20 protein-coding genes and 1 pseudogene are annotated in these 23,112 nt (G+C 47.5%); 20 read left to right on the top strand and 1 reads right to left on the bottom strand.

The window, feature by feature from the left end; genetic code table 11:
• The first annotated feature begins 9 nt into the window (after positions 1 to 9).
• The 20 genes and pseudogenes from H8S54_RS15245 (at position 10) to H8S54_RS15155 (ending at position 21,586) form a co-directional block, all read left to right on the top strand.
• Positions 10 to 138 (top strand): FeoB-associated Cys-rich membrane protein, encoded by a 129-nt coding sequence (locus H8S54_RS15245; protein ID WP_021926397.1) that lies wholly within the window; start codon positions 10 to 12, stop codon positions 136 to 138.
• 363 nt (positions 139 to 501) lie between these two features.
• Complete coding sequence (locus tag H8S54_RS15240; RefSeq protein ID WP_186901757.1) at positions 502 to 3,027, top strand: glycyl radical protein; 2,526 nt, start codon at positions 502 to 504, stop codon at positions 3,025 to 3,027.
• A 75-nt stretch (positions 3,028 to 3,102) separates the two neighbouring features.
• Complete coding sequence (locus H8S54_RS15235; protein ID WP_186901756.1) at positions 3,103 to 3,894, top strand: glycyl-radical enzyme activating protein; 792 nt, start codon at positions 3,103 to 3,105, stop codon at positions 3,892 to 3,894.
• Positions 3,895 to 4,130: 236 nt separating this feature from the next.
• Complete coding sequence (locus tag H8S54_RS15230) at positions 4,131 to 5,255, top strand: aldo/keto reductase (protein WP_186901755.1); 1,125 nt, start codon at positions 4,131 to 4,133, stop codon at positions 5,253 to 5,255.
• A 158-nt stretch (positions 5,256 to 5,413) separates the two neighbouring features.
• Positions 5,414 to 6,925 carry a 4Fe-4S dicluster domain-containing protein gene (locus H8S54_RS15225; protein ID WP_186901754.1) on the top strand — a complete coding sequence of 504 codons (1,512 nt, stop codon included), beginning with the start codon at positions 5,414 to 5,416 and terminating at the stop codon, positions 6,923 to 6,925.
• Positions 6,926 to 7,018: 93 nt separating this feature from the next.
• On the top strand, positions 7,019 to 8,236 hold the full coding sequence (gene pepT, locus H8S54_RS15220; protein ID WP_186901753.1) for a peptidase T: 1,218 nt from the start codon (positions 7,019 to 7,021) through the stop codon (positions 8,234 to 8,236).
• Positions 8,237 to 8,959: 723 nt separating this feature from the next.
• Positions 8,960 to 9,907 (top strand): L-lactate dehydrogenase, encoded by a 948-nt coding sequence (locus H8S54_RS15215; RefSeq protein ID WP_021925581.1) that lies wholly within the window; start codon positions 8,960 to 8,962, stop codon positions 9,905 to 9,907.
• A gap of 49 nt (positions 9,908 to 9,956) precedes the next feature.
• Positions 9,957 to 10,013: pseudogene (locus H8S54_RS19475) on the top strand (DUF6783 domain-containing protein); the annotation flags it as partial.
• Between the two features lie 227 nt (positions 10,014 to 10,240).
• On the top strand, positions 10,241 to 11,035 hold the full coding sequence (locus tag H8S54_RS15210; protein WP_117851111.1) for a CoB--CoM heterodisulfide reductase iron-sulfur subunit B family protein: 795 nt from the start codon (positions 10,241 to 10,243) through the stop codon (positions 11,033 to 11,035).
• On the top strand, positions 11,035 to 11,436 hold the full coding sequence (locus tag H8S54_RS15205) for a 4Fe-4S dicluster domain-containing protein (RefSeq protein ID WP_021924821.1): 402 nt from the start codon (positions 11,035 to 11,037) through the stop codon (positions 11,434 to 11,436). The genes H8S54_RS15210 and H8S54_RS15205 overlap by 1 nt, the downstream gene beginning before the upstream one ends.
• 7 nt (positions 11,437 to 11,443) lie before the next feature.
• Positions 11,444 to 13,432, top strand: coding sequence for a 4Fe-4S binding protein (locus H8S54_RS15200; RefSeq protein WP_186901752.1), 1,989 nt, complete (start codon positions 11,444 to 11,446; stop codon positions 13,430 to 13,432).
• Positions 13,423 to 13,866 (top strand): hydrogenase iron-sulfur subunit, encoded by a 444-nt coding sequence (locus H8S54_RS15195; RefSeq protein WP_117851105.1) that lies wholly within the window; start codon positions 13,423 to 13,425, stop codon positions 13,864 to 13,866. Before H8S54_RS15200 ends, H8S54_RS15195 begins: the two co-directional genes overlap by 10 nt.
• Entirely contained in the window at positions 13,854 to 14,828 is a 975-nt protein-coding gene (locus H8S54_RS15190; protein ID WP_117851103.1) for a 4Fe-4S dicluster domain-containing protein, read from the top strand. The genes H8S54_RS15195 and H8S54_RS15190 overlap by 13 nt, the downstream gene beginning before the upstream one ends.
• Positions 14,829 to 14,831: 3 nt before the next feature.
• Positions 14,832 to 15,890, top strand: a complete 1,059-nt coding sequence (locus H8S54_RS15185) for a 4Fe-4S dicluster domain-containing protein (protein WP_173765714.1) — start codon at positions 14,832 to 14,834, stop codon at positions 15,888 to 15,890.
• The gene (locus tag H8S54_RS15180) at positions 15,890 to 16,744 is read left to right on the top strand and encodes an FAD/NAD(P)-binding protein (protein WP_021924662.1); all 855 of its coding nucleotides are present in this window, start codon (positions 15,890 to 15,892) and stop codon (positions 16,742 to 16,744) included. The genes H8S54_RS15185 and H8S54_RS15180 overlap by 1 nt, the downstream gene beginning before the upstream one ends.
• Before the next feature lie 271 nt (positions 16,745 to 17,015).
• Positions 17,016 to 17,690: a 2Fe-2S iron-sulfur cluster-binding protein gene (locus H8S54_RS15175; RefSeq protein WP_117851101.1), complete on the top strand. Its 675-nt coding sequence runs from the start codon at positions 17,016 to 17,018 to the stop codon at positions 17,688 to 17,690.
• Between the two features lie 15 nt (positions 17,691 to 17,705).
• Entirely contained in the window at positions 17,706 to 19,319 is a 1,614-nt protein-coding gene (locus tag H8S54_RS15170; RefSeq protein WP_117851098.1) for an FAD-dependent oxidoreductase, read from the top strand.
• A gap of 27 nt (positions 19,320 to 19,346) precedes the next feature.
• Positions 19,347 to 20,189 carry a fumarate hydratase gene (locus tag H8S54_RS15165; RefSeq protein ID WP_186901751.1) on the top strand — a complete coding sequence of 281 codons (843 nt, stop codon included), beginning with the start codon at positions 19,347 to 19,349 and terminating at the stop codon, positions 20,187 to 20,189.
• 2 nt (positions 20,190 to 20,191) lie between these two features.
• A complete protein-coding gene (locus tag H8S54_RS15160; protein ID WP_021924507.1) occupies positions 20,192 to 20,758 on the top strand; it encodes a Fe-S-containing hydro-lyase in 567 nt (188 codons plus the stop codon).
• 138 nt (positions 20,759 to 20,896) lie between these two features.
• A complete protein-coding gene (locus H8S54_RS15155; RefSeq protein WP_021924508.1) occupies positions 20,897 to 21,586 on the top strand; it encodes a YoaK family protein in 690 nt (229 codons plus the stop codon).
• Positions 21,587 to 21,855: 269 nt separating this feature from the next.
• Here H8S54_RS15155 and H8S54_RS15150 read toward each other — a convergent pair whose 3' ends face one another.
• Positions 21,856 to 22,989, bottom strand: coding sequence for an ROK family transcriptional regulator (locus H8S54_RS15150; protein ID WP_117851093.1), 1,134 nt, complete (start codon positions 22,987 to 22,989; stop codon positions 21,856 to 21,858).
• Positions 22,990 to 23,112: the final 123 nt, after the last annotated feature.

Here is a 23,112-nt window from a genome sequence, read left to right as displayed (position 1 = left end):
GAGCAGAGTATGGGAACAGTAGTTGTAGGTGCTATCGTAGTAGTAATCGCAGGTCTTGCCATCCGAAGCATTCGCAAGGACAAGAAGAGTGGAAAAGGCTGCAATGGCAATTGCGGAAGCTGCGGCGGATGCCACTAAGGCCGGAAATTAAGACTGGAGTTTGAATCATTTACATATGCCACAGAAACAAAAGAACTGTTGTGCTGGAGAAATCAGGCACAGCAGTTCTTTCGTATAAAGGGAAATACAGCAGTAATGCCAAGAACCCTGTATGCCATGTTTTTGCCCGATTCACAGGAAAACAACGAAAAACCACAAAAACAAAAATAAAACTCCAACCAAAACAACAAAAGTAATGTTGAATTATGTTGACACCGCAAAAGGGATGACGTATAATGAGCATAGAAAACTATGTCATGGAATGGCGGACATTTATGTTGCTGGATTCTGGAATCCTTTATGGATTTGCAGAGCCCGGGACTTCCATGAGAAAGGAGAACCATGGAAAAATACAATTTAAGTGAGATTCCCAAATCCTCCAGAATTACCCGTCTGGTAGACCATCTCTATGCCAAGATGCCAGAGATCGAATCTTACAGAGCCAAGCTGATCACAGAGTCTTACAAAGAGACCGAGGACCAGCCGATCATCACCAGAAGAGCCAAAGCTTTTTCCCACATTTTACATAACATTCCGATCATCATCCGGGATGAAGAGCTGATCGTGGGAAGCAACTCCATTGCTCCAAGAGGCTGCCAGACTTTCCCGGAATTTTCATTCCAGTGGCTGGAAGATGAGCTGGATACCGTAGAGACCAGAATCGCGGATCCGTTCTATATTTCCGAGCAGGCCAAGGCAGATCTTCGCGAGGTGCATAAGTACTGGAAAGGCAAGACCACCAGTGAGCTTGCCACCGCTTATATGGCACCGGAAGCAATCCGCGCAATTGACCACAATATTTTTACACCAGGAAACTATTTCTATAATGGTGTAGGACATGTTACCGTAAAATACTGGGAAGTTCTTGAGATCGGCTACGAAGGCATTATGGCGAAAGCACAGGCTGAGCTGGATCACTGCAATGTAGGCGACGGAGACTATGCAGAGCGTTCCCGTTTCCTGGAAGCCGTGATCATGAGCTGCCAGGCTGTAATAGACTATGCCAACAGATATGCGAAGCTTGCCCTTGAGATGGCTGAGAAATGTACAGATCCCCAGCGTAAGGCAGAGCTTCTTGTGATTGCATCCAACTGCAGCAAGGTTCCTGCCAAGGGAGCCACTAATTTCTGGGAGGCATGTCAGTCCTTCTGGTTCGTACAGCAGCTTCTTCAGATGGAGTCCAGCGGACATTCTATCTCTCCAGGACGCTTTGACCAGTATATGTATCCTTACTACAAGAAGGATATTGAGAGCGGTGCGATCACCAGAACAGCAGCTCAGGAGCTGATCGACTGTATCTGGGTGAAATTAAATGACCTGAATAAGGTTCGTGATGCAGCTTCCGCAGAAGGATTCGCAGGCTACAGCCTTTTCCAGAACCTGATCGTAGGCGGTCAGAACAAGGATGGCGAGGATGTGACCAATGACCTTTCCTTCATGTGTATTGAGGCATCCATGCATGTACATCTTCCGGCACCGTCACTTTCCATCCGTGTATGGAACGGCTCCCCTCACGACCTTCTGATCAAGGCAGCAGAGCTGACCAGAACCGGTATCGGACTTCCGGCATATTACAATGACGAGGTAATCATCCCGGCACTGCAGAACAGAGGACTTTCCCTGGCAGATGCCCGTGAGTACAATATCATCGGATGCGTTGAGCCCCAGAAGGCCGGCAAGACTGAAGGCTGGCATGACGCAGCATTCTTTAATATGTGCCGTCCGCTGGAGCTTGTATTTGCAAATGGTATGGATCAGGGTGAGATGGTTGGTATTCCTACCGGCGATGTTACCAAGATGGAAACCTTTGATGAGTTTTACGATGCTTATAAGAAGCAGATGGAATACTGCATTTCCCTGCTTGTAAATGCAGATAACGCCATTGACGTTGCCCATGCAAAGCGTTGCCCGCTTCCATTCCTTTCCAGTATGATCGATGACTGTATCAAACGCGGAAAGACCGTTCAGGAAGGCGGCGCTGTATATAACTTTACAGGTCCTCAGGGCTTTGGTATTGCCAACATGGCAGACTCCCTGTATGCAATCCGCCAGCTGGTTTACCAGGAGAAGAAGTTCACAATGGAAGAGCTGAAGGAAGCTCTTGCATGGAATTATGGCAAGGGCCTGGACGAGCAGTCTGTAAGAGATATCACTACCGGTATCTTAAGAGAGATGACAGAAAGCGGTGCTAAGGTAGATGCAGACACAGCAGCAGCTGTTCTGAAATCTGTTATGAATGCCCAGATGTCACCTGAGAAGATGGCAAGATATCAGGAAATCCACGACATGATCGCTGAGGTTCCCAAGTTCGGAAATGATCTTCCGGAAGTGGATTACTTTGCAAGAGATGTGGCATATACTTATACAAGACCTCTTCAGAATTTCAAGAATCCAAGAGGCGGTCAGTATCAGGCTGGACTTTATCCGGTATCTGCAAATGTACCGCTGGGCGGACAGACTGGTGCCACACCAGATGGCAGATATGCACACACTCCGGTTGCTGACGGTGTTTCCCCATCAGCAGGCAAGGATGTGAACGGACCGACCGCAGCAGCAAGCTCTGTTGCCAAACTGGATCACTTCATTGTATCCAATGGTACTCTGTTCAATCAGAAGTTCCATCCGTCAGCACTGTCAGGACGTGAGGGACTTGAGAAATTTGTTGCACTGATCCGTTCCTACTTCGATCAGAAGGGAATGCATATGCAGTTTAACGTTGTAAGCAGAGAGACACTTCTTGACGCACAGGCACATCCGGAGAACTATAAGCATCTGGTTGTACGTGTCGCCGGCTACAGTGCGCTGTTTACTACACTGTCCAAGTCCTTACAGGACGATATCATCCGCAGAACAGAGCAGGGCTTCTAAATGAAAATATAAACGGAACTGCTGGCGGCTTTTCTCACAGAAGGCTGTCGGCACTTCCGTATAATGGAGAAATCTATGGAATATTTAGATACCACAGGACGTATCTTTGACGTCCAGCGTTATTCCATCCATGATGGTCCGGGAATCCGTACCATCGTATTTCTGAAGGGATGCGTGCTGCGGTGCCAGTGGTGCTGCAATCCGGAGTCCCAGGAATACAAGATCCAGACCATGAAAACCCCGGACGGTGTGAAGACCATGGGACGGGATGTATCTGTTCGGGAAATGATCGAGCTGGTGGAGAAAGACCGCCCTTATTATTACCGTTCCGGCGGCGGCATGACTCTTTCCGGAGGGGAATGTCTTTGCCAGCCGCAGTTTGCCCGTGACCTTCTCCGCGCTGCAAAGGAGCGGGGAATCAATACCGCCATTGAGAGCATGGCATGTGTTCCCTGGAAAAATATTGAGATGGTTCTGCCCTATCTGGATACTTACCTGATGGATATCAAACATACCAATCAGGTCAAGCATGAACAGTTTACAGGCAAGCCCAACGGACTGGCGCTTGAGAATGCCAGAAAGGTTGCCTTATCCGGGCAGACCAATCTGGTAATCCGCGTTCCAGTCGTTCCAACCTTTAATGACAGCGTGGAGGAAATCAAGTCTATCGCTTCTTTTGCGTCCACTTTACCGGGAGTGAAGAAGATTCACCTTCTTCCTTACCATCGCCTTGGACAGGATAAGTATGACTGGCTTGGAAGAGAGTACAAGCTGCCGGAGATCCTTCCTCCGGAACCGGAGCACATGGAGCTTCTAAAGAAAGCGGTTCACTCTGTCTGTGATCTGGACTGCCAGATTGGTGGATGAGAATGAAATTAAAATGATAAGGGGTCAGAATTTTGAACTGGAATTCTGGCCTTTTTTATATTTTGACGGGGACAAAAACCTGTGGGACTATTGTCTTTCCCGCACACGCGGAAAGGAAAAATCTATACGCTGTTATATTGACATCTATCATATAAGCGTGCAATATAAAGATATTTCCCCAAAAGCACTGTGCGGATTTTTTGCACAACGTTATGAAAAAACAGGAGGATAATGAAATGAGCGTTAAAAAATTAGGCTTTGGACTGATGAGACTTCCGGCAGTGGACGAAGCAGACAAAAGCAAGGTAGATGTAGAAAGAGTCTGTCATCTGGCGGACCGGTTCCTGGCAGAAGGCTTCACCTATTTTGATACAGCAGCATGCTATCACAGCGGAAACAGTGAGCAGGCCTTTCGGGAGGCAGTAGCAAAGCGCTACCCAAGAGAAGCCTACACAATCACAGATAAGCTTTCCCTTTTCATGCTGAAGGAAGCCTCTGAAATGCCTGGATTTTTTGAAAAACAGCTGGAAAACTGCGGCGTGGAATATTTCGATTACTACCTGCTCCATTCCCTGGATGAAGGTGCTGCGAAGCAGGCAGAAGAGTGGGGCGCTTTTGACTTTATGCTGGAAAAGAAAGCGAAGGGACTTGTTAAGCATGTGGGCTTCTCTTTCCATGACAAAGCAGAGGTACTGGACAAGATCCTCACAAGACATCCGGAAATGGAATATGTGCAGCTTCAGCTGAACTATGCAGACTGGGAGGATAGCGAGGTACAGTCCCGCAAATGCTATGAGGTCTGTGTGAAATATGGCAAGCCGGTTCTGGTTATGGAGCCCATCAAAGGCGGCATGCTGGCGAATGTTCCAGCAGAGGCAGAAGCACTGTTAAAGGGCGCCAGACCGGAAATGTCTGTGGCATCCTGGGCCATCCGTTTTGCTGCATCCCAGGAAAATGTATTTATGGTACTGAGCGGTATGAGCGATGAGCAGCAGGTGGAGGATAATCTTTCCTATATGAAGGATTTTGCCCCGCTTTCCGATGAGGAAAAAGACCTTGTTGCCAAATCTGCGGCAATCATCAAATCCAAAGAAAAGGTGCCGTGCACAGGCTGCCGCTATTGCACAGACGGATGTCCAATGAAAATTGCAATCCCGGATTATTTCAAGCTTCTGAACCGGATCAGCATGTTTGGAGAAGGCCAGCTGGCGTCAGTTAAATCCATCTACAAAGACCGTACCGAAAAAGAAGGCCACGGAAAAGCATCTGACTGTGTAGGATGCCGACAGTGTGAGGAACACTGCCCGCAGCACCTGCCAATCACAGAATATCTGGAAGAAGCCGCAAAGACATTTGAATAATTGGTGATTTTTGTGTATGATATAGGAAGATGCAGGGAAAGGTAGTTTGCCCTGAACATCTATATGAGCGGAGGCATAAAAATACAAGATAAAAGCAGTTGGATTGAATGCGGTAAAATCTGGCTGGTGCGAAACTTACAGATAAAGGAGAAGTGAGAATGAGAGGATTATACTCATCAAAGGCCAAGATCAGACACCAGATTTTTACTGAAATCGCCCGTCTTGCCTACGAGGGCGATATTGAGAAGGAAATGGACGAGCTTCCATACAAGATCCTGCCAGGAGAAGTTGCCACATACCGTGACAGTATTTTCCTGGAAAGAGCCATTGTAGGAGAGAGGCTGCGTGTGGCAATGGGACTGCCCCTGCGCAACATTTCCGAGCATGCCCCGATTTCCAAAGGGGTGGAGGCGAGCCTTATTGAGGAGAAATATTATGAGCCGCCGCTTATTAATATTATCAAATTTGCCTGCAATTCCTGCCCGGAGAAAAGAGTCCTGGTGACAGAAGGCTGTCAGGGCTGCCTGGAGCACCCATGTCAGGAGGTCTGTCCCAAGAATGCCATTCATATGGAGAATGGCAGGTCTGTAATCGATCAGGAAAAATGTATCAAATGCGGCAAATGTATGGAAGCCTGTCCATATAATGCCATTATCAAACAGGAAAGACCATGTGCCAAGGCCTGCGGAATGAATGCCATCCATTCCGATGAATATGGAAGGGCAGAGATTGATCATGACAAGTGCGTTTCCTGCGGAATGTGCCTGGTAAGCTGTCCGTTCAGTGCCATTGTAGACAAGGGACAGATTTATCAGACCATTATGGCGTTAAAGAGTGAGACTCCGGTCTATGCCATCGTAGCGCCGGCAGTGGCAGGACAGTTTGAGCCGGCACTGAAAAATACCCAGATTCGCGGTGCCTTTAAGGCTCTTGGATTCACGGATATCAAGGAGGTAGCAGTTGGAGCGGACCTTTGTACCATTGAGGAGGCCAAAGACTTCATGGAAGAGGTACCGGAGAAGATCCCGTTTATGGGAACCTCCTGCTGTCCGGCATGGTCTGTAATGGCGAAGAAAATGTTCCCCCAGTATGCAAGCTGCATTTCCATGGCACTGACCCCTATGGTTCTTACTGCCAGACTTCTAAAGCAGGAGAACCCGGACTGCAAGATCGTGTTTGTGGGCCCCTGCGCAGCTAAGAAGCTGGAAGCAAGTCGTAAGAGCGTTCGAAGCTATGTGGATTTTGTGCTTACTTTTGAGGAAGTACAGGGAATGTTCGAAGCCAAAGATGTGGACTTCGGAAGTATTCCGGAAGGAGAGCCTCTTTCCCAGGCAAGCAGTGACGGCCGTGGATTCGCTGCCAGCGGCGGTGTTGCAGCAGCTGTGGTAAAGGCTATAAAGCGTATGGACCCGGACCGAGAAGTGAAGGTAGTCAGCGCTAACGGCCTGCAGGAGTGCAAAAAGATGATGATGTCCGCCAAAGCAGGAAAGTACAACGGCTATCTGCTGGAAGGAATGGCCTGTCCAGGCGGATGTATAGCCGGAGCCGGAACGGTGCAGACTGTAAAGAAAGCCGGAATGGCACTGGAAAAAATGAAGAAGGAAGCTGCATTTGAGGAGTGTATGGATACCTCATTTGGCGGCGAGCTTGCGAAGCTGGAAGAACTGTAAGAGGCATGTCCGTTTTTGCCTTTGGGGTGTCGTGAAGCGTATAACTATGAAGGCTCTGAACGGATAATTTAAAATGAAAAAGGAGAAATCGAAATGCGTGCATACGAACGATTGCTGAATTATGTAAAGGTATATACCACAAGTGAGGATGAGCAGGAAATAGTGCCATCTACCAGCCGCCAGTTTGATCTTGGAAATCAGCTGGCCAAGGAGCTGAAAAATATTGGAGTACAGGATGTGCGCATTGATGACAAATGCTATGTCTACGGAGTCATCCCGGCGACAGCAGGCCTTGAGGACAAGCCGGCAATCGGCTTCATTGCCCACATGGATACTGCACCTGATTTTTCCGGGGAGAATGTGAATCCCCAGATTATCCCGGACTATGATGGAACCGATGTAAAGCTTGGAGAAAGCGAATACACCCTTACCCTCAAGGATTTCCCACATCTGGCAGATCTGAAGGGAAGAACCCTGATCACCACTGACGGTACCACTCTTCTCGGCGCAGACGATAAGGCTGGAGTAGCAGAGATCATGACCATGGCAGAGCAGATTATAAAAGAAAACATCCCACATGGAAAAATCTGCATCGGCTTTACCCCGGACGAGGAAGTTGGCCGAGGCGCTGATTTCTTTGATGTAGAAGGCTTCGGAGCTGATTTTGCCTACACCGTAGACGGCGGCGCAGAAAATGAAATCGAGTACGAGAATTTCAACGCGGCAGGCGCCAAGGTAAAGATCAAAGGCTTCTCCGTGCATCCGGGCAGCAGCAAAAATACCATGATCAATGCCGCCCTGGTTGCCATGGAGTTCAACAGCATGCTCCCGGCAGGAGACACTCCGGCAAACACAGAAGAGTATGAAGGCTTTTTCCATCTCTGTGAAATGAGCGGTGACGTATCCGATGCAAGCCTGGATTACATCATCCGCGACCACGACAGCGCCATGTTCGCCTGCCGCCAGGAGATGATGCGTCACATCGCCAAGCTTCTCAATGAGAAATACGGCGAAGGAACCGTCACCCTTACCATCAAAGAGCAGTATCGCAACATGAAGGAAAAGATCGAGCCCTGCATGCACCTGATCGACAACGCCAAAAAAGCCGTCCAGGAATCCGGCCTCAATCCCGTCACCGTAGCCATCCGCGGCGGCACCGACGGCGCCCGCCTCTCTTTCATGGGCCTCCCCTGCCCCAACCTGGGCACCGGCGGCTACGCCTTCCACGGCCCCTGCGAACACATCACGATAGAAGGCATGGACTACGCCGTCGAAAACCTGAAGAATATTGTAAAATTATACGCCCTTTAATTCTACCCTTCAGCAGTACTAAATTTTGGGCATCCACGAAAGCCTCTCCGATTGTACATTAATTATCGGAGGGGCTTTTTTTCAGTGACCAGCACTTTCACAGCTGCTATTCCTAAGCAGGTCATTTCAGGTGCGCCCTTAATGGAGACGAGATCCACTGCTTACGGAGACTTAGACGAGAGGGCTCTCCCGAGCGTCTTAGTCGCAGTTAGCAGTTAGCTTGGCGGAATGTTGCACCGACCTGCGTGGAATCGCAGCTGCGAAAGTGCGTCCGCCCTGAAAAACTCTCCCAACAAAACCACCAAAAATCCCGATGCAATTTTGTACAATGTGTAGAAGCCCCTAAAAAATGATAAAAAATTTCAAAAAAATGTTGTTAAAAGATTGTCATTGTGGTATTTTAAATAAAGCGGAGAAAAACCAATATTTTATGCGGAGACAAAGAGGGAAAAGTCCTTTGTTGAGAAAAAGTTTGCAAAAAAACACAATGTGACATGACTTAACCCAGGAAAACAGGACAAAATAATACTGTGTTTCTGGGTCAGGCCATGTCACAAGGCAGAAAATAAAGTTTTACCCGCTTTTTTTCTAACTGTGATTGTTAAAAAATAAACAAGAAACAAAGGGCAACACACAGGGAAACCTAACGAATCCCACGGAAAAACAACCAAACCCGCTGGAAAAGTTGACACAATCCCACAAACCCCACGAAAGGAGTTTATTATGAGCAGCAAAATTACCATTATCGGAGCTGGAAGCGTCGGCTCCACAATCGCCTACACACTGGCACATGATGAAATCGCTTCCGAAATCGTTCTGATCGACATCAACAAGGAAAAGGTCGAAGGCGAAGTCATGGACATTGAGCAGGGAACCTGCTTCAGAAGTCCTGTATCCCTGGTAGCAGGAGATTACGCAGACGCCAAAGATTCCGACATCGTAATCATCACATCCGGAATTGCCCGTAAACCTGGACAGACACGAATTGAGCTTACTCAGACAAATGTCAACATCCTGAAGAGCATCACTCCTCAGATTGTAAAAGAAGCTCCAAATGCCAAGTACATCATCGTAAGCAATCCGGTAGACATCATGACCTACGTATTTACCAAGATTTCCGGTCTTCCGGAGAATCAGATTATGGGATCCGGAACCATCCTTGACACAGCAAGACTTCGCTACGGACTCTCCGAGCACTTCCAGGTAGCACAGGGAAATATTCACGCTTACGTATTCGGTGAGCACGGCGATACCTCCTTTATCCCGTGGACAGGTGCTTACATTTCCGGTCTCAGCACAGATGAGTACTACGAAGAAATGAAAGCACACGGCAAGGATGTAAAACCTCTGGACAAAGAAGCCATGCTGGAATATGTACAGAAATCCGGCGGAAAAGTTATTGCAAAGAAAGGCGCAACCTTCTACGCAGTATCCGCAACTGTGTGCCAGCTGGTAGGCCTGATCCTGGCTGCTTCTGATTCCCTTGCAACCGTATCCTCCATGCTCCATGGCGAATACGGAATTGAAGATGTGTGCCTGAGTACCCTTACTCTTGTAGGGCCAAACGGAATCCAGGGGAAAGTTCAGATGCGCATGAACAAAGAGGAAGTAGAGCTTCTTAAGAAGAGTGCCAACGCATTAAAAGAAGTAATCGCGCAGATCGAGCTCTAGAGCGTGTTTGAAAAATCATTCCCGCGATCTGCACGCCCCACTTTGCGGTATATTTTGCCCGAATTCAGTTGCCGTAGCCCGCTACGGCGCCCTCATCCGGACAAAATCTCCCACAAATTGTGACGCACATCTTGCAGAAAGCCTTTTTCAAACATGCTCTAAGAACCAGGTTCTTATCATATTTAACTACATCAGCAAGGATACCCCGGCTTCTATCGCGAAAAGCGGTAAGTCGGGTTCCCCTTTGCCTGAACAACCGAAACAGCTGCTGTTTACATTGGCGGGCCTGAAAGAACGCTCCATGTGGACAGTAACAAGAAAGGAACAAGAAGCATGAAGTACAGTTATTATCCAGGATGTACCCTGAAGAATAAGGCAAAAGATCTGGACGCCTATGCCAGAGCTTCTGCGAAAGCACTGGGCTTCGAAATGGAAGAGATCAAAGACTGGCAGTGCTGCGGCGGCGTATATCCCCTGGGCAGCGATGAGATAGCCACCAAGCTTTCTTCCGTCCGTGCTTTAAACGATGCAAAAGAAAAAGGACAGGATCTGATCACAGTCTGTTCAGCCTGTCATCATGTGCTCAAACGTGTGAATGACGACATGAAGAATGTAGAAGACATCCGCACAAGAGCAAATAATTATCTGAAACTGGACGCTCCATACGAAGGCGAGACAAATGTCCTTCACTATCTGGAAGTACTCCGTGACGAAGTCGGATTTGACGAGATCAAAAAGAAAGTGGTCAATCCCTTAAAAGGCAAAAAAATCGGTGCCTACTACGGATGCCTCCTTTTAAGACCAGGAAAGATCATGGCATTTGACAACCCGGAGAATCCGACAATCATGGAAGATTTCATCCGCGCCCTTGGAGCAGAACCAGTTGTCTATCCATACCGCAATGAGTGCTGCGGCGGCTACATTTCCCTGAAGGAAAAAGATATGGCACAGAATATGTGTGAAAAGATCATGGACAGTGCAAAAGGGTTCGAAGCAGACATGCTGATCACAGCCTGTCCTCTTTGCATGTATAATCTTAGAAAGAACGGAAACGGCGCTCTCCCTGTTTACTATTTTACAGAACTTCTTGCAGAAGCTCTTGGAGTAAAAGAGGAGGTGGCGAAGTAATGGCTTATACATATGGAAATGCCCAGAATGCAGCTGAAAGAATCAAAGAGATTTCAGGAGTAAATCCCCTGAAATGTATGAAATGCGGTAAATGCTCCGCAACCTGTCCTGCATTTAATGAAATGGATATCAAACCTCACCAGTTTGTAACTTATGTACAGAATGGCGATATAGAAGCACTTGCACAGTCCAAATCCTTATGGAAATGTCTTTCCTGCTTTGCTTGTGTAGAGCGTTGCCCAAGAGATGTAAAACCAGGAAAACTGATTGATGCTGCCAGACAGCTGGTTGTCCGTGAACGAGGCCAGAACTATCTGGAGGCAGACGAGATTCCGGAACTGATCGATGAGGAAACACCTCAGCAGCTCCTGGTAAGTGCATTCAGAAGATACAGGAGGTGAGAGAAAAGTGCAGAGAATAGGTGTATTTGTATGTCATTGTGGTACCAACATTGCAGCCACAGTTGATGTGAAAAAAGTAGTGGAAATGGCTGCAAAGGAGCCAGGTGTTGTTCATGCAGAGGACTATCAGTATATGTGCTCTGAAGCAGGCCAGGCAAAAATCATCAATGCCATCCACGAGAAAAATCTGACAGGAATCGTTGTATGTTCCTGTTCCCCGCGTATGCATGAAGCTACCTTCCGTAAGGCTGCTGCAAAGGCGGGCTTAAACCCATACATGGTAGAGATTGCCAATATTCGTGAGCATTGCTCCTGGATCCACAAGGATATGGAGGAAGCTACCTTAAAGGCAGTGATCCTTGCAAGAGCAGCAATCGCAAAAGTAAATTTAGATGCTCCTCTTCAGCCGGGAGAGAGTCTTGTAACAAAACGTGCGCTTGTAATCGGCGGTGGTATTGCCGGAATCCAGTCTGCCCTTGATATTGCAGAGGCTGGATACGAGGTTGACATTGTGGAGAAGCTTCCAAGTATCGGCGGAAGAATGTCACAGCTTGACAAGACCTTCCCAACACTGGACTGTTCCGCATGTATCCTTACCCCAAAGATGGTAGAGGCTGCAGCACATGAGAAGATCAATATCTATACATACAGTGAAGTGGAGAAGGTAAGCGGCTTTGTCGGTGACTTCACCGTAGATATCCGTAAAAAAGCAAGAAGCGTAGATATGGACAAATGTACAGGATGCGGCGTCTGCTCCTCCAAATGTCCGTCCAAAAAAAATCCAAACGAATTTAACCGCGGCCTGAACAACAGAAGCGCCATTTACATTCCGTTTGCCCAGGCAATTCCAAATGTTCCGGTAATCGACCGTGAGAACTGCATCAAGTTCAAAACCGGAAAATGCGGTGCCTGTTCTAAGGTCTGCGCAGCCGGCGCAATCGATTACGAGCAGAAGGATGAGATCATCACACAGAAATACGGCGCAATCGTAGTTGCAACCGGTTTCGATGTGATTCCGCTTGATAAATATGATGAGTACGCTTACAGCCAGAGCAAGGACGTCATCACATCCCTTGAGCTTGAGCGGATTATGAATGCAGCAGGACCTACAAAAGGTCATCTTGAGAGACTTTCCGATGGAAAAGCTCCGAAGAACATTGTTTTCGTACAGTGTGTTGGAAGCCGCTGCTCTGACGAGAGAGGAAAGAGCTACTGCTCCAAAATCTGTTGTATGTATACTGCAAAGCATGCAATGCTGATCCGCGATAAATATCCGGATACAAACGTAACTGTATTTTACATTGATGTGCGTACCCCAGGTAAAAACTTCGATGAGTTCTACAGAAGAGCAGTTGAGGATTACGGCGTAAACTATATCAAGGGCCAGGTTGGAAAGGTGATCCCGCAGCCAGACGGAACCCTTATGGTTCAGGCTTCTGACCTTCTTGAGAACAAACAGATCCTTATGGAAGCAGATATGGTAGTTCTTGCAGCTGCTATTGAGCCAAACAAGGATGTAAGAAAAATTGCAACTATGCTTACCGCAAGTATTGATACCAACAACTTCCTCACAGAAGCACATGCAAAGCTTCGTCCAGTAGAGTCTCCTACAGCTGGTATTTTCCTTTCCGGTGTATGCCAGGGACCAAAGGATATTCCGGAGACCGTTGCACAGGCTGGGGCAGCAGCAGTAAAGGCAATCGGCCTTCTTGCAAAGGACAAGCTGACAACCAATCCATGTACCGCTCACTCTGATGAGCTTCTTTGCAATGGATGCTCTCAGTGTGCAAATGTGTGTCCATATGGTGCTATTTCCTATGAGGAAAAACAGGTAAATGACCACGGAATCCGTGAAACAAGAAGAATTGCAGTAGTAAACAATGCTCTTTGCCAAGGCTGCGGCGCATGTACCGTAATCTGCCCATCAGGAGCAATGGACCTGCAGGGATTCTCCAACAGACAGATTTTAGCGGAGGTAGATGCAATATGTCGATAGAAGCAAAAGAAGAATTCAGACCCAAGATCGTGGCATTCTGCTGTAACTGGTGCAGCTATGCAGGTGCAGACCTTGCAGGAAGCAGCCGTCTTTCCTATCCGGCTGATGTAAAGATTATTCGTGTGCCATGCTCTTGCCGTGTAAATCCAATGTTCATCCTCCGTGCCTTTGAAAAGGGTGCTGACGGAGTGATCATGTGTGGCTGCCATCCGGGAGACTGTCACTATACAACAGGAAATTATTATGCAAGAAGACGTATGACCCTTCTTTTCTCCATGCTGGATTTCATTGGTGTGGAAAACGGACGTACCCGTGTAGAGTGGGTATCTGCCGCTGAAGGTGTAAAATTCTCCCAGACCATGAATGAGTTTGTGGAAAAAATTTATTCTCTGGGTAAAAACGTCAGATTGGAGGATTTAAGATGCAGGAACTGATCACCCGTGCAAAAGAACTGCTGGCTGATGGAACCGTAGCGCGTGTTCTTGGCTGGAAAGCCGGAGACCTGCCTTACAATCCGGAAGCAGCATACTTCGAGACTGCAGAAAGCCTGGACGAATTTGTCTACAACGGCTTCTGCGGTGCAAACTTAAGCAAGATGATGATCGAGGCTTCCAAGTTAGAGGGAAAAACACTTGTCTGTCTGAAGCCTTGTGATACCTATAGTTTTAACCAGCTGATCAAGGAACACCGTGTAGACCGTGAAAAAGCCTACATTATCGGTGTTGGATGTAAAGGAAAGCTGAATGTGGAAAAGCTTCGCCAGTTAGGAATCAAGGGAATCAAAAGCATTTCCGGTGCAGAGCTGACAGATGAGTGCGAGACACTTCACATTTCCACAATTTACGGCGACAAGACCGTAGCTTACAAGGACGCTATGTTGGAGCGCTGCCATGTATGCAAGGGAAAAGAGCACATGATCTACGATGAGATCATCGGCGAATCCAAGGATACAAAGGATGCAGACCGTTTCGCGGAAGTTGAGAAGATCGAGAAAATGAGCCCGGAAGAGCGCTTCGCGTTTTTCCAGAAGGAGCTTAGCAAATGCATCCGCTGCAACGCCTGCCGTAATGCATGTCCGGCCTGCAGCTGCCGCAAATGCGTATTTGACAGCACCAAGTTTGACAGCGCACAGAAAGCAAACGTGGATTCCTTCGAGGAGAAAATGTTCCACATCATCCGTGCTTTCCATGTTGCCGGAAGATGTACAGACTGCGGCGAGTGCAGCCGTGTCTGCCCGCAGGGTATCCCCCTTCACCTGTTCAACCGTAAGTTTATCAAGGATATTGATACCTTCTACGGCGAGTATCAGGCTGGAGCTGATGCTGAGTCAAAAGGCCCGCTGACCAGCTTTACATTCGAGGATGTAGAGCCTGGCGTAGTGGCAGAAAGGGGATAATGTATGTATAAGATTGAAAAAGAAAATCTGGAAGCATTATTCCGGAAAATCGCAGAAAGCCAGGATCTGATCCTTCCGGTTAAAAAGGCAGGACAGACAAATTTCGGTCTCTGGAATGAGGAAGAAGAGGCAGATCTGGATACACTGAAAACCGTAAAATCCGGTAAAGATGCCTTTTTCCCACAGAGTGAGACCCTTTACACAGTTGTACGTGATGGAAAGAAACTGACAGTAGAACCAGAAGAGCTTAGAAATCGTCCTTTTGTTGTATTTGGCATGAAAGCCTGCGATGTAAAAGGCGTGGCAGTTCTGGACAAGGTATTCCTTGCAGATCCTGTAGATACCTTCTATGCAGCAAGAAGAGACCATGGAACCATCGTTGCCATGGCATGCCATGAGCCGGAAGAGTCCTGCTTCTGTAAAGTATTCGGAACAGACGCAGCAGATCCGTCAGCAGATGCAGACGGTGTGGCTGATATAGCGGTATGGATGGTTCAGGATTCCCTTTACTGGAAAGCCCTTACCGAAAAGGGTGAGGCTCTTACTGAGGCTGTGAAGGAGCTTCTTACGGATGCGGATGCTTCTGATGAAGAAAAAGTTTCCGCCGAAAAAGATGCGATCCATAATATTGTAGAGCAGCTTCCATACACACATCTTTCCCTGGAAGGATGGGATGGAAATGCTACAGATGAGAAATTTAACTCTCCTGTATGGGAGACCCTTTATAAGCCATGTCTGGCATGCGGAACCTGTACCTTTGTGTGCCCGACCTGCCAGTGCTATGACATCAAGGATTATGATACCGGACACGGAATCAAGCGTTACCGCTGCTGGGATTCCTGTATGTATTCCGATTTCACAATGATGGCTCACGGAAATAACCGTACCAGCCAGATGCAGAGATTTCGTCAGAGATTCATGCACAAGCTTGTTTATTTCCCGGCCAACAATAACGGCATGTATTCTTGTGTAGGATGCGGCCGCTGCGTGGAAAAATGCCCGTCATCCCTGAACATTGTGAAGGTGATCAAGGCTTTTGAAAAGCATGGAGGTGAAAAGTAATGAGCGAGTGTACCTGTCATAAAAATTATACTCTGGATACTCTGATCCCGCAGGTTGGCGTGATCACAGACATTCATGAGGAGACACCGGATGTAAAAACCTTCTGCGTAACTGCACCGGATGGAGGAAAGCTTTTCGAGCATATGCCGGGACAGTGCGCAATGGTCTGCGCACCAGGCGTAAGCGAGGGTATGTTTTCCATTACTTCTTCTCCTACAAACAAAGAGTATCAGGAATTCAGTATTAAGAAATGCGGTGAGCTGACTTCCTATCTCCACAGCCTTCAGGTTGGAGATGAGATCACAGTCCGCGGACCATACGGCAATCATTTCCCGGTTGAAGATAAGCTGAAAGGCAAAAACCTTTTGTTCATCGCCGGAGGTATCGGTCTTGCCCCACTCCGTTCCGTAATCAACTACGTCCTTGACAACCGCGACGACTACGGCACCGTAGACATCCTCTACGGTTCCCGTTCCGCAGATGACCTTGTAAAATTAAAAGAGATCCAGGAAGTCTGGATGAACGCCAAAGACGTAAACGTCTACCTGACTATCGACCGCGAGCAGGAAGGCTGGGACGGCCACGTAGGCTTCGTCCCCACCTACTTAAAAGAGATCGGCTTCGACACCAACAAAGTAGCCCTCGTCTGCGGCCCGCCAATCATGATCAAATTCGTCCTCCAGGGCCTGGAGGAACTTGGCTTCACCCGAACCCAGGTTTACACAACATTGGAGCTTAGAATGAAGTGCGGTATCGGAAAATGTGGCCGCTGCAACATCGGTTCCAAGTACGTATGCAAAGACGGCCCGGTTTTCCGAATGGACGAGATAGATCAGTTACCTGACGAGTACTAAATTTTTTAATCTTAAGAAACTTTCGAACAAATGAATCAGTTATTGCCAGTACACAGACTTGTGGAATGGGTATCTCGCCAAGCTGCCCATTTCAGGAGCGCCTTTAGCGGCGCTGAAATCCAGCGCTTACGAAGACTTAGGAGTGAAGGCTCTCCTGAACTCCTTAGTCGCAGTTAGCGATTAGTTCAGCAGAGCGTTGCGACGGGCACGTGCGAGATACCCATTTCACAAGGCGTACGGTTTAAACAAGCAGAAGAAAGGAACTCCCAACATGGAAAATATGGTAAACGTATATTTCTTCGGTAAAAAATACACCGTACCTGCTGACCTGACCATCATGACGGCCATGGAATACGCAGGCTACACCCTCAAAAGAGGCTGCGGCTGCCGCCACGGATTCTGCGGCGCCTGCGCAACCATCTACAGAATCAAAGGCGACAACGAACTCAAAACCTGTCTCGCCTGTCAGACCCAGGTACAGGAAGGCATGTATGTAGCAAGCATCCCATTCTTCCCAACAGACAAGCGCCTCTACAACATCGAAGACCTCAAGCCAAACCAGCAGGTCATGATGGAACTCTACCCGGAAATCTACAGCTGCATCGGCTGCAACGCCTGCACAAAAGCATGTACCCAGAGCTTAAACGTTATGCAGTACATCGCCTACGCCCAGAGAGGCGAGCTTGAAAAATGCGCAGAAGAATCCTTTGACTGCGTAAGCTGCGGATGCTGCTCCGTAAGATGCCCGGCCGGAATTTCCCACCCGATGGTAGGTCTTCTTGCAAGACGTCTCACCGGAAAATACATCGCACCAAAGAGCGAACACCTTGAAAAACGTGTAGAAGAAATCCACGAAGGCAAATACGACGACCTGATCGAACAGATCATGCAGAAACCAATCACAGACATGCAGGAACTTTACAACAACAGAGAAATTGAGAAATAAGGAGGGCGTAAAAACATGTATGCACCATATCCAGAAAATATGATGGAATCCATCAAAAAGGTAGAGGCTACAAGAGCACAGCGTATGGCAACTGAGCCAAGACGTCTGACTGCTGATGAGAAAGACGCGCTTCTTAAGAAATTCCATCCGGACTATAACCCAGACGCATTTGCAGAAATCAAAGTAGGACCAAACAAAGGCCAGAAAGCTCCCCTGGAGTTAGCAGAAATGCTTCATTCTGAAAGCCGTCTGATGAACGAAAAAATTGATCTTAACAAAATCGATTATGACGTAGATGTCCTTGTAATCGGCGGCGGCGGAGCAGGATCCTCCTGTGCCATCGAAGCACACAATGCAGGCGCAAACGTTATGATCGTTACCAAGCTTCGTATCGGTGACGCCAACACCATGATGGCAGAAGGCGGAATCCAGGCAGCAGACAAAGAAAACGACTCCCCGGTACAGCATTACCTGGACTGCTTCGGCGGCGGACACTTTGCTGCAAAGCCAGAGCTGGTAAAGAGACTGGTAATGGAAGCCCCGGACGCGATCAAATGGCTGAACGACCTTGGCGTTGAGTTCGACAAAGCTGAAGACGGAACCATGGTTACCACACACGGCGGCGGAACTTCCAGAAAGAGAATGCATGCTGCAAAGGATTATTCCGGATCTGAGATCATGCGTACCATCCGTGACGAAGTTCTCAACCTTGGCATTCCAGTAGTGGAATTTACTTCCGCTGTTGAGCTGATCAAAGACGAAAAGGGACAGGCTGCAGGTGCAGTCCTTCTCAACATGGAAACAGGCGACTACTCCGTTGCAAGAGCAAAGACGGTAGTCATCGCAACAGGCGGTGCAGGAAGAATGCATTACCAGGGATTCCCAACCTCCAACCACTACGGTGCAACTGCTGACGGACTTGTACTTGGATACAGAGCTGGTGCATCTTTACTTTATCAGGATTCCATCCAGTATCATCCAACTGGAGCCATCTATCCGTCCCAGATCCTTGGCGCACTGGTGACAGAGAAGGTTCGTTCCGTTGGTGCACAGCTTGTAAATGCAAATGGAGAAGCTTACATCCATCCTCTTGAAACCCGTGACGTCAACGCTTCCGGTGTTATCCGTGAGTGCGAGGAAGGCCGCGGTGTAGAGGTTCCTGGCGGACGCAAAGGCGTATGGCTTGACACTCCGATGATCGAGATCCTTGGAGGCGAGGGAACCATCGAGAAGAGAATCCCGGCTATGTTCCGTATGTACATGAACTACGGCATTGACATGAGAAAAGTTCCGATCGTGATTTACCCGACTCTTCACTACCAGAACGGCGGCCTGAACATTGACGGAGACGGATTCTCAGAAGAAATTCCAAACCTGTTGGTTGCAGGAGAGGCAGCAGGCGGAATCCATGGAAGAAACAGACTGATGGGCAACTCTCTTCTGGACGTTATCGTATTCGGAAGAAATGCCGGTAAAAAAGCAGCTGTAAAATGCAAGGACGTAGAGCTTGGAGAAATGAACCTGAATCATATTTATGCTTATGATGAGGAACTGAAAAAAGCAGATATCCATACAGATAAGGTATCTCCGCTGCTTCTTCCGAAATACGCCCGTCACGAGCAGCGATAAAAATACAAAAGAAGGGAGCTTACCAAAATGCGTGAAGTAGAAGTAAGCAGACTTACAGATGTCATCGAAAAACTCTGTATCGAAGCAAATGAACATCTTCCGGAAGACGTAAAATGCGCGATCAAAACATGCCGCGCATGCGAAGACGGAGAGATTGCCAAGGGCATCCTTGACAACATTATTGAGAATTTTGACATTGCAGATAACGAGAATGTGCCGATCTGCCAGGATACAGGAATGGCATGCGTCTTCCTTGAAATCGGACAGGATGTACACTTTGTTGGCGGAGACCTTACCGACGCCATCAATGAAGGCGTTCGCCGCGGATATACAAACGGCTACCTTCGCAAATCTGTTGTAAAAGATCCGGTACGCCGTGGAAATACAGGTGACAATACACCGGCTATGATCTACACAGAGATTGTTCCTGGCGACAAGGTTAAGATCACAGTAGGACCGAAAGGCTTCGGAAGCGAGAACATGAGTATGATCCGTATGTTCAAGCCATCTGCAGGACTTCAGGGAATCAAAGATTTTATCCTGGAAGTAGTAGAGACTGCAGGCCCGAACCCATGTCCGCCTATGGTAGTGGGGGTTGGAATCGGAGGAACCTTTGACAAATGTGCCCTTCTTGCAAAGAAAGCACTGATGCGTCCATTAGATTCCCACAACTCGGATCCATTCTACGCAGACCTGGAAGATGAAATGCTTAAGAAAGTCAATAAGCTTGGCATCGGACCACAGGGCTTTGGCGGAAAGACCACAGCCATCGGTCTGAACATTGAGACAATGCCTACTCACATTGCGGGAATGCCATGTGCAGTCAACATCAACTGTCATGTTACCCGTCATAAAACGGAGGTGATCTGATTATGGAAAGAAGACGTATTACACTGCCTCTGACAAAAGAACTGGCAAAAACACTTCACGCAGGAGATCAGGTTCTGCTTACCGGAACCATCTACACATCCCGTGACGCAGGCCACAAGCGTATGTGCGAAGCTCTTGCAAGGGGAGAGCAGATTCCATTTGACCCGACAGACGCAACCATCTACTATGTAGGACCAACTCCAGCAAAGCCAGGTGCCGTAATCGGTTCCGCAGGCCCTACAACCAGCGGTCGTATGGATGCTTACGCTCCAACCATGATGTCCGTAGGTGCCCGCGGCATGATCGGCAAAGGAGCCCGTCTCCCGGAAGTAGTAGAAGCCATGAAAAAATATGATGGTGTTTACTTCGGTGCCATCGGAGGTGCCGGCGCCCTTCTTGCCAAATGCATCAAAAAAGCTGAGCTGATCGCCTACGAGGATCTTGGCGCAGAAGCCCTGCGCAAGCTTTATGTAGAGGACATGCCTCTTGTAGTCATCATCGACAGCGAAGGCAACAACCTTTACGAAGAAGGACGCAAGGAATATCTGGACGAGCACAAAGCCGACTGATCGGATATTTTGTCTTGATATATAAGATAGATATACTCCATATATCAAATTAGGTATTTACAGAAATCCCTGTATATTCTATAATTTGGAGATATGTATGGAGAACAAAAGACAAAACAACGAAAGAAGGAACTTATTATGGACCATCATAAGAGGGTACAGACCTCAGAAACTTTCATAAACAGTGCATTTCTTGCAGTGTCGGGAGGATTTCAGGATGCCTATACCTACTTCACTCGCGACGGCGTTTTCTCCAACGCCCAGACCGGAAACGTGGTACTGATGAGTGAGCGGTTTATGAACGGCGAAGTAAAAGCAGGATTACACTATCTGATTCCCCTGACCGCCTTTTTCCTTGGAGTACTTTTAGCGGAACGCATTCAGGACAAATTCCGCTACGCCAAACGCCTTCACTGGCGCCAGGGAATCCTTCTGGTAGAAATTATCCTGCTGTTCCTGGTAGGCTTCATACCTGGGAACATGAATGTTTTTGCGACCACTCTGGTATCCTTCTCCTGCGCCCTGCAGGTACAGACCTTCCGTAAGGTAGAAGGAAACGCTTATGCCAGCACCATGTGCATCGGAAACCTTCGAAGCGGCACCGCAGCCCTTTCCGCCTACATGAGGGAAAAGAAGCCAAGACTGCTTCATCAGGCATTGTGCTACTTCGCCATCATTCTTCTGTTTGCCATCGGCGCAGGAGTTGGCGGCAGACTTTCCATAGCCTACGGCCCAAAAGCCATCTGGGTTTCCAGCATCCTGCTCCTCATCAGCTTCCTTCTTATGTTTATCGAGGAAATGGAAGAGGCAGAGCATCGCTGGCAGTAAGCTTTCTAACAGATTTTGCAGGAATAAAATACAGAAACAACAAAAGGGGGCTGTCGGTTAATACCACATTTCGGTATCCCCAGTAGTAATTGAAAGGATCCCAGCAAGAACGAGGCTTGTTAGCCTTCTACCTTGCGAGGGATCCTTTTTTCTATGAAAGATGAAATTTATTTTTGGCCGCAAAAATCCCTTGTCTGGATTTTTACAGCCCCTCTCTTAGAACTGTCTATTTCCCGACAGCCCCTTTTGACCTTTTGACACTGGTATCATTAAATTGATTGAACAAATTTCTCTACATAATGTAGCGCAGCTCCAATTGCCGGTGTATATTGCCCATTAGTACCGACCAGTATCTGGATTTTATCCAGTATGAATGGTGCAGCAGTATGGAGATGCTCTGTCAGGTATTCAATATCTTCCGCTGTGAAATAAGGTGCAAGGTAGCCGCTGAGGATGATCGGTGCATCAATAATAAGGTTTAAATTCTTCATGGCAAATGCCAGATGGTTTAAAAAATCTTTCCAGACCTGTATGATCTGGGGAGATTTTTTTTCGCGCAGAAGAGGGAAAAATTCTTTGACAGGCATACCTGCAGCCTGCTCCAGTGCGTTGGCAGAACAATAGGTTTCCAGGCAGCCACGGCTACCGCAATAACAAAGTGGTCCATCAGGATTAATACACATATGTTCAAGAGTTCCACTGTGCATGGAGATTCCCTGGTGAATCTGATGATCAGTAATGATACCGCCGCCCAGATTTCGGTTCAGCAGGATGATAACAGCACTATCAAGCTCCGGATGCTTCCATAATTCAAGGAATGCAGCTGATTTTGAGTCATGCTCCAGATAACAGGGATAAGGAAGATATCTGGAAAAATCATCCAGTTTCATGCCAGCGTTATTCATGATATCCCCATATAATACAGTAGTATGATCCGGAGATGTGATACCCTGTGTGGCAATGGAGATGCCAAGTACTTTGTCATTGTCATACTGATGTGATGAAATGAATTCCTTTACAGTATCAGTAACCTGTTTATAGTAATCTGGCGTGTTAGAATATGGAAGCGGAATGGTATCCGTATAGAAAGCATTTCCGTACAGATCTACAGCAGTAATATGAAACATACCTTTTAAAATACCGATACCAATGGAAATTTTAAAATCTGATACGATCTGAATGGCATTTGCTTTTCTGCCACCGGTGGATTCAAAAAAACCATTTTTTTCTATAAGACCTTCCTGCTCCAGGAGGTTCAGGTTCTGACTGACAGTGGATAAGCCCATCTGTAGTTCCTGAACGATCTGCAGCTTGGAGGTCATTTTTTTTCTGTAAATATATTGGTAAACCTTTGATTTATTTATTTTTTTGAGGCTAATGTTGGTTAATCCCTTTTCACTCATAATGTTCTCCTGATTATGTTGCAAGATAATGTTAAGTTTCAAATTTATTGTAGCACAGAACGAAAAAAAAGCAATACAAATGAATTGTAATGAAAAAATATATTCTGCAAGATTGTAATGAGA

Origin of the sequence: Blautia segnis, from assembly GCF_014287535.1 — a bacterium.
Lineage (GTDB): Bacteria > Bacillota > Clostridia > Lachnospirales > Lachnospiraceae > Blautia_A > Blautia_A acetigignens.
This window is presented reverse-complemented; position numbering and strand designations above follow the sequence as displayed.

Bases quoted from the DNA above. Each gene is read 5' to 3' on its own strand.
- H8S54_RS15240 (WP_186901757.1), top strand. From the start codon at position 502: ATGGAAAAATACAATTTAAGTGAGATTCCCAAATCCTCCAGAATTACC.
- H8S54_RS15190 (WP_117851103.1), top strand. From the start codon at position 13,854: ATGCAGGAACTGATCACCCGTGCAAAAGAACTGCTGGCTGATGGAACC.
- H8S54_RS15195 (WP_117851105.1), top strand. From the start codon at position 13,423: ATGTCGATAGAAGCAAAAGAAGAATTCAGACCCAAGATCGTGGCATTC.
- H8S54_RS15245 (WP_021926397.1), top strand. From the start codon at position 10: ATGGGAACAGTAGTTGTAGGTGCTATCGTAGTAGTAATCGCAGGTCTT.
- H8S54_RS15230 (WP_186901755.1), top strand. From the start codon at position 4,131: ATGAGCGTTAAAAAATTAGGCTTTGGACTGATGAGACTTCCGGCAGTG.
- H8S54_RS15155 (WP_021924508.1), top strand. From the start codon at position 20,897: ATGGACCATCATAAGAGGGTACAGACCTCAGAAACTTTCATAAACAGT.
- H8S54_RS15170 (WP_117851098.1), top strand. From the start codon at position 17,706: ATGTATGCACCATATCCAGAAAATATGATGGAATCCATCAAAAAGGTA.
- H8S54_RS15180 (WP_021924662.1), top strand. From the start codon at position 15,890: ATGAGCGAGTGTACCTGTCATAAAAATTATACTCTGGATACTCTGATC.
- H8S54_RS15185 (WP_173765714.1), top strand. From the start codon at position 14,832: ATGTATAAGATTGAAAAAGAAAATCTGGAAGCATTATTCCGGAAAATC.
- H8S54_RS15205 (WP_021924821.1), top strand. From the start codon at position 11,035: ATGGCTTATACATATGGAAATGCCCAGAATGCAGCTGAAAGAATCAAA.
- H8S54_RS15225 (WP_186901754.1), top strand. From the start codon at position 5,414: ATGAGAGGATTATACTCATCAAAGGCCAAGATCAGACACCAGATTTTT.
- pepT (WP_186901753.1), top strand. From the start codon at position 7,019: ATGCGTGCATACGAACGATTGCTGAATTATGTAAAGGTATATACCACA.
- H8S54_RS15175 (WP_117851101.1), top strand. From the start codon at position 17,016: ATGGAAAATATGGTAAACGTATATTTCTTCGGTAAAAAATACACCGTA.
- H8S54_RS15215 (WP_021925581.1), top strand. From the start codon at position 8,960: ATGAGCAGCAAAATTACCATTATCGGAGCTGGAAGCGTCGGCTCCACA.
- H8S54_RS15210 (WP_117851111.1), top strand. From the start codon at position 10,241: ATGAAGTACAGTTATTATCCAGGATGTACCCTGAAGAATAAGGCAAAA.
- H8S54_RS15235 (WP_186901756.1), top strand. From the start codon at position 3,103: ATGGAATATTTAGATACCACAGGACGTATCTTTGACGTCCAGCGTTAT.
- H8S54_RS15165 (WP_186901751.1), top strand. From the start codon at position 19,347: ATGCGTGAAGTAGAAGTAAGCAGACTTACAGATGTCATCGAAAAACTC.
- H8S54_RS15150 (WP_117851093.1), bottom strand. From the start codon at position 22,989: ATGAGTGAAAAGGGATTAACCAACATTAGCCTCAAAAAAATAAATAAA.
- H8S54_RS15160 (WP_021924507.1), top strand. From the start codon at position 20,192: ATGGAAAGAAGACGTATTACACTGCCTCTGACAAAAGAACTGGCAAAA.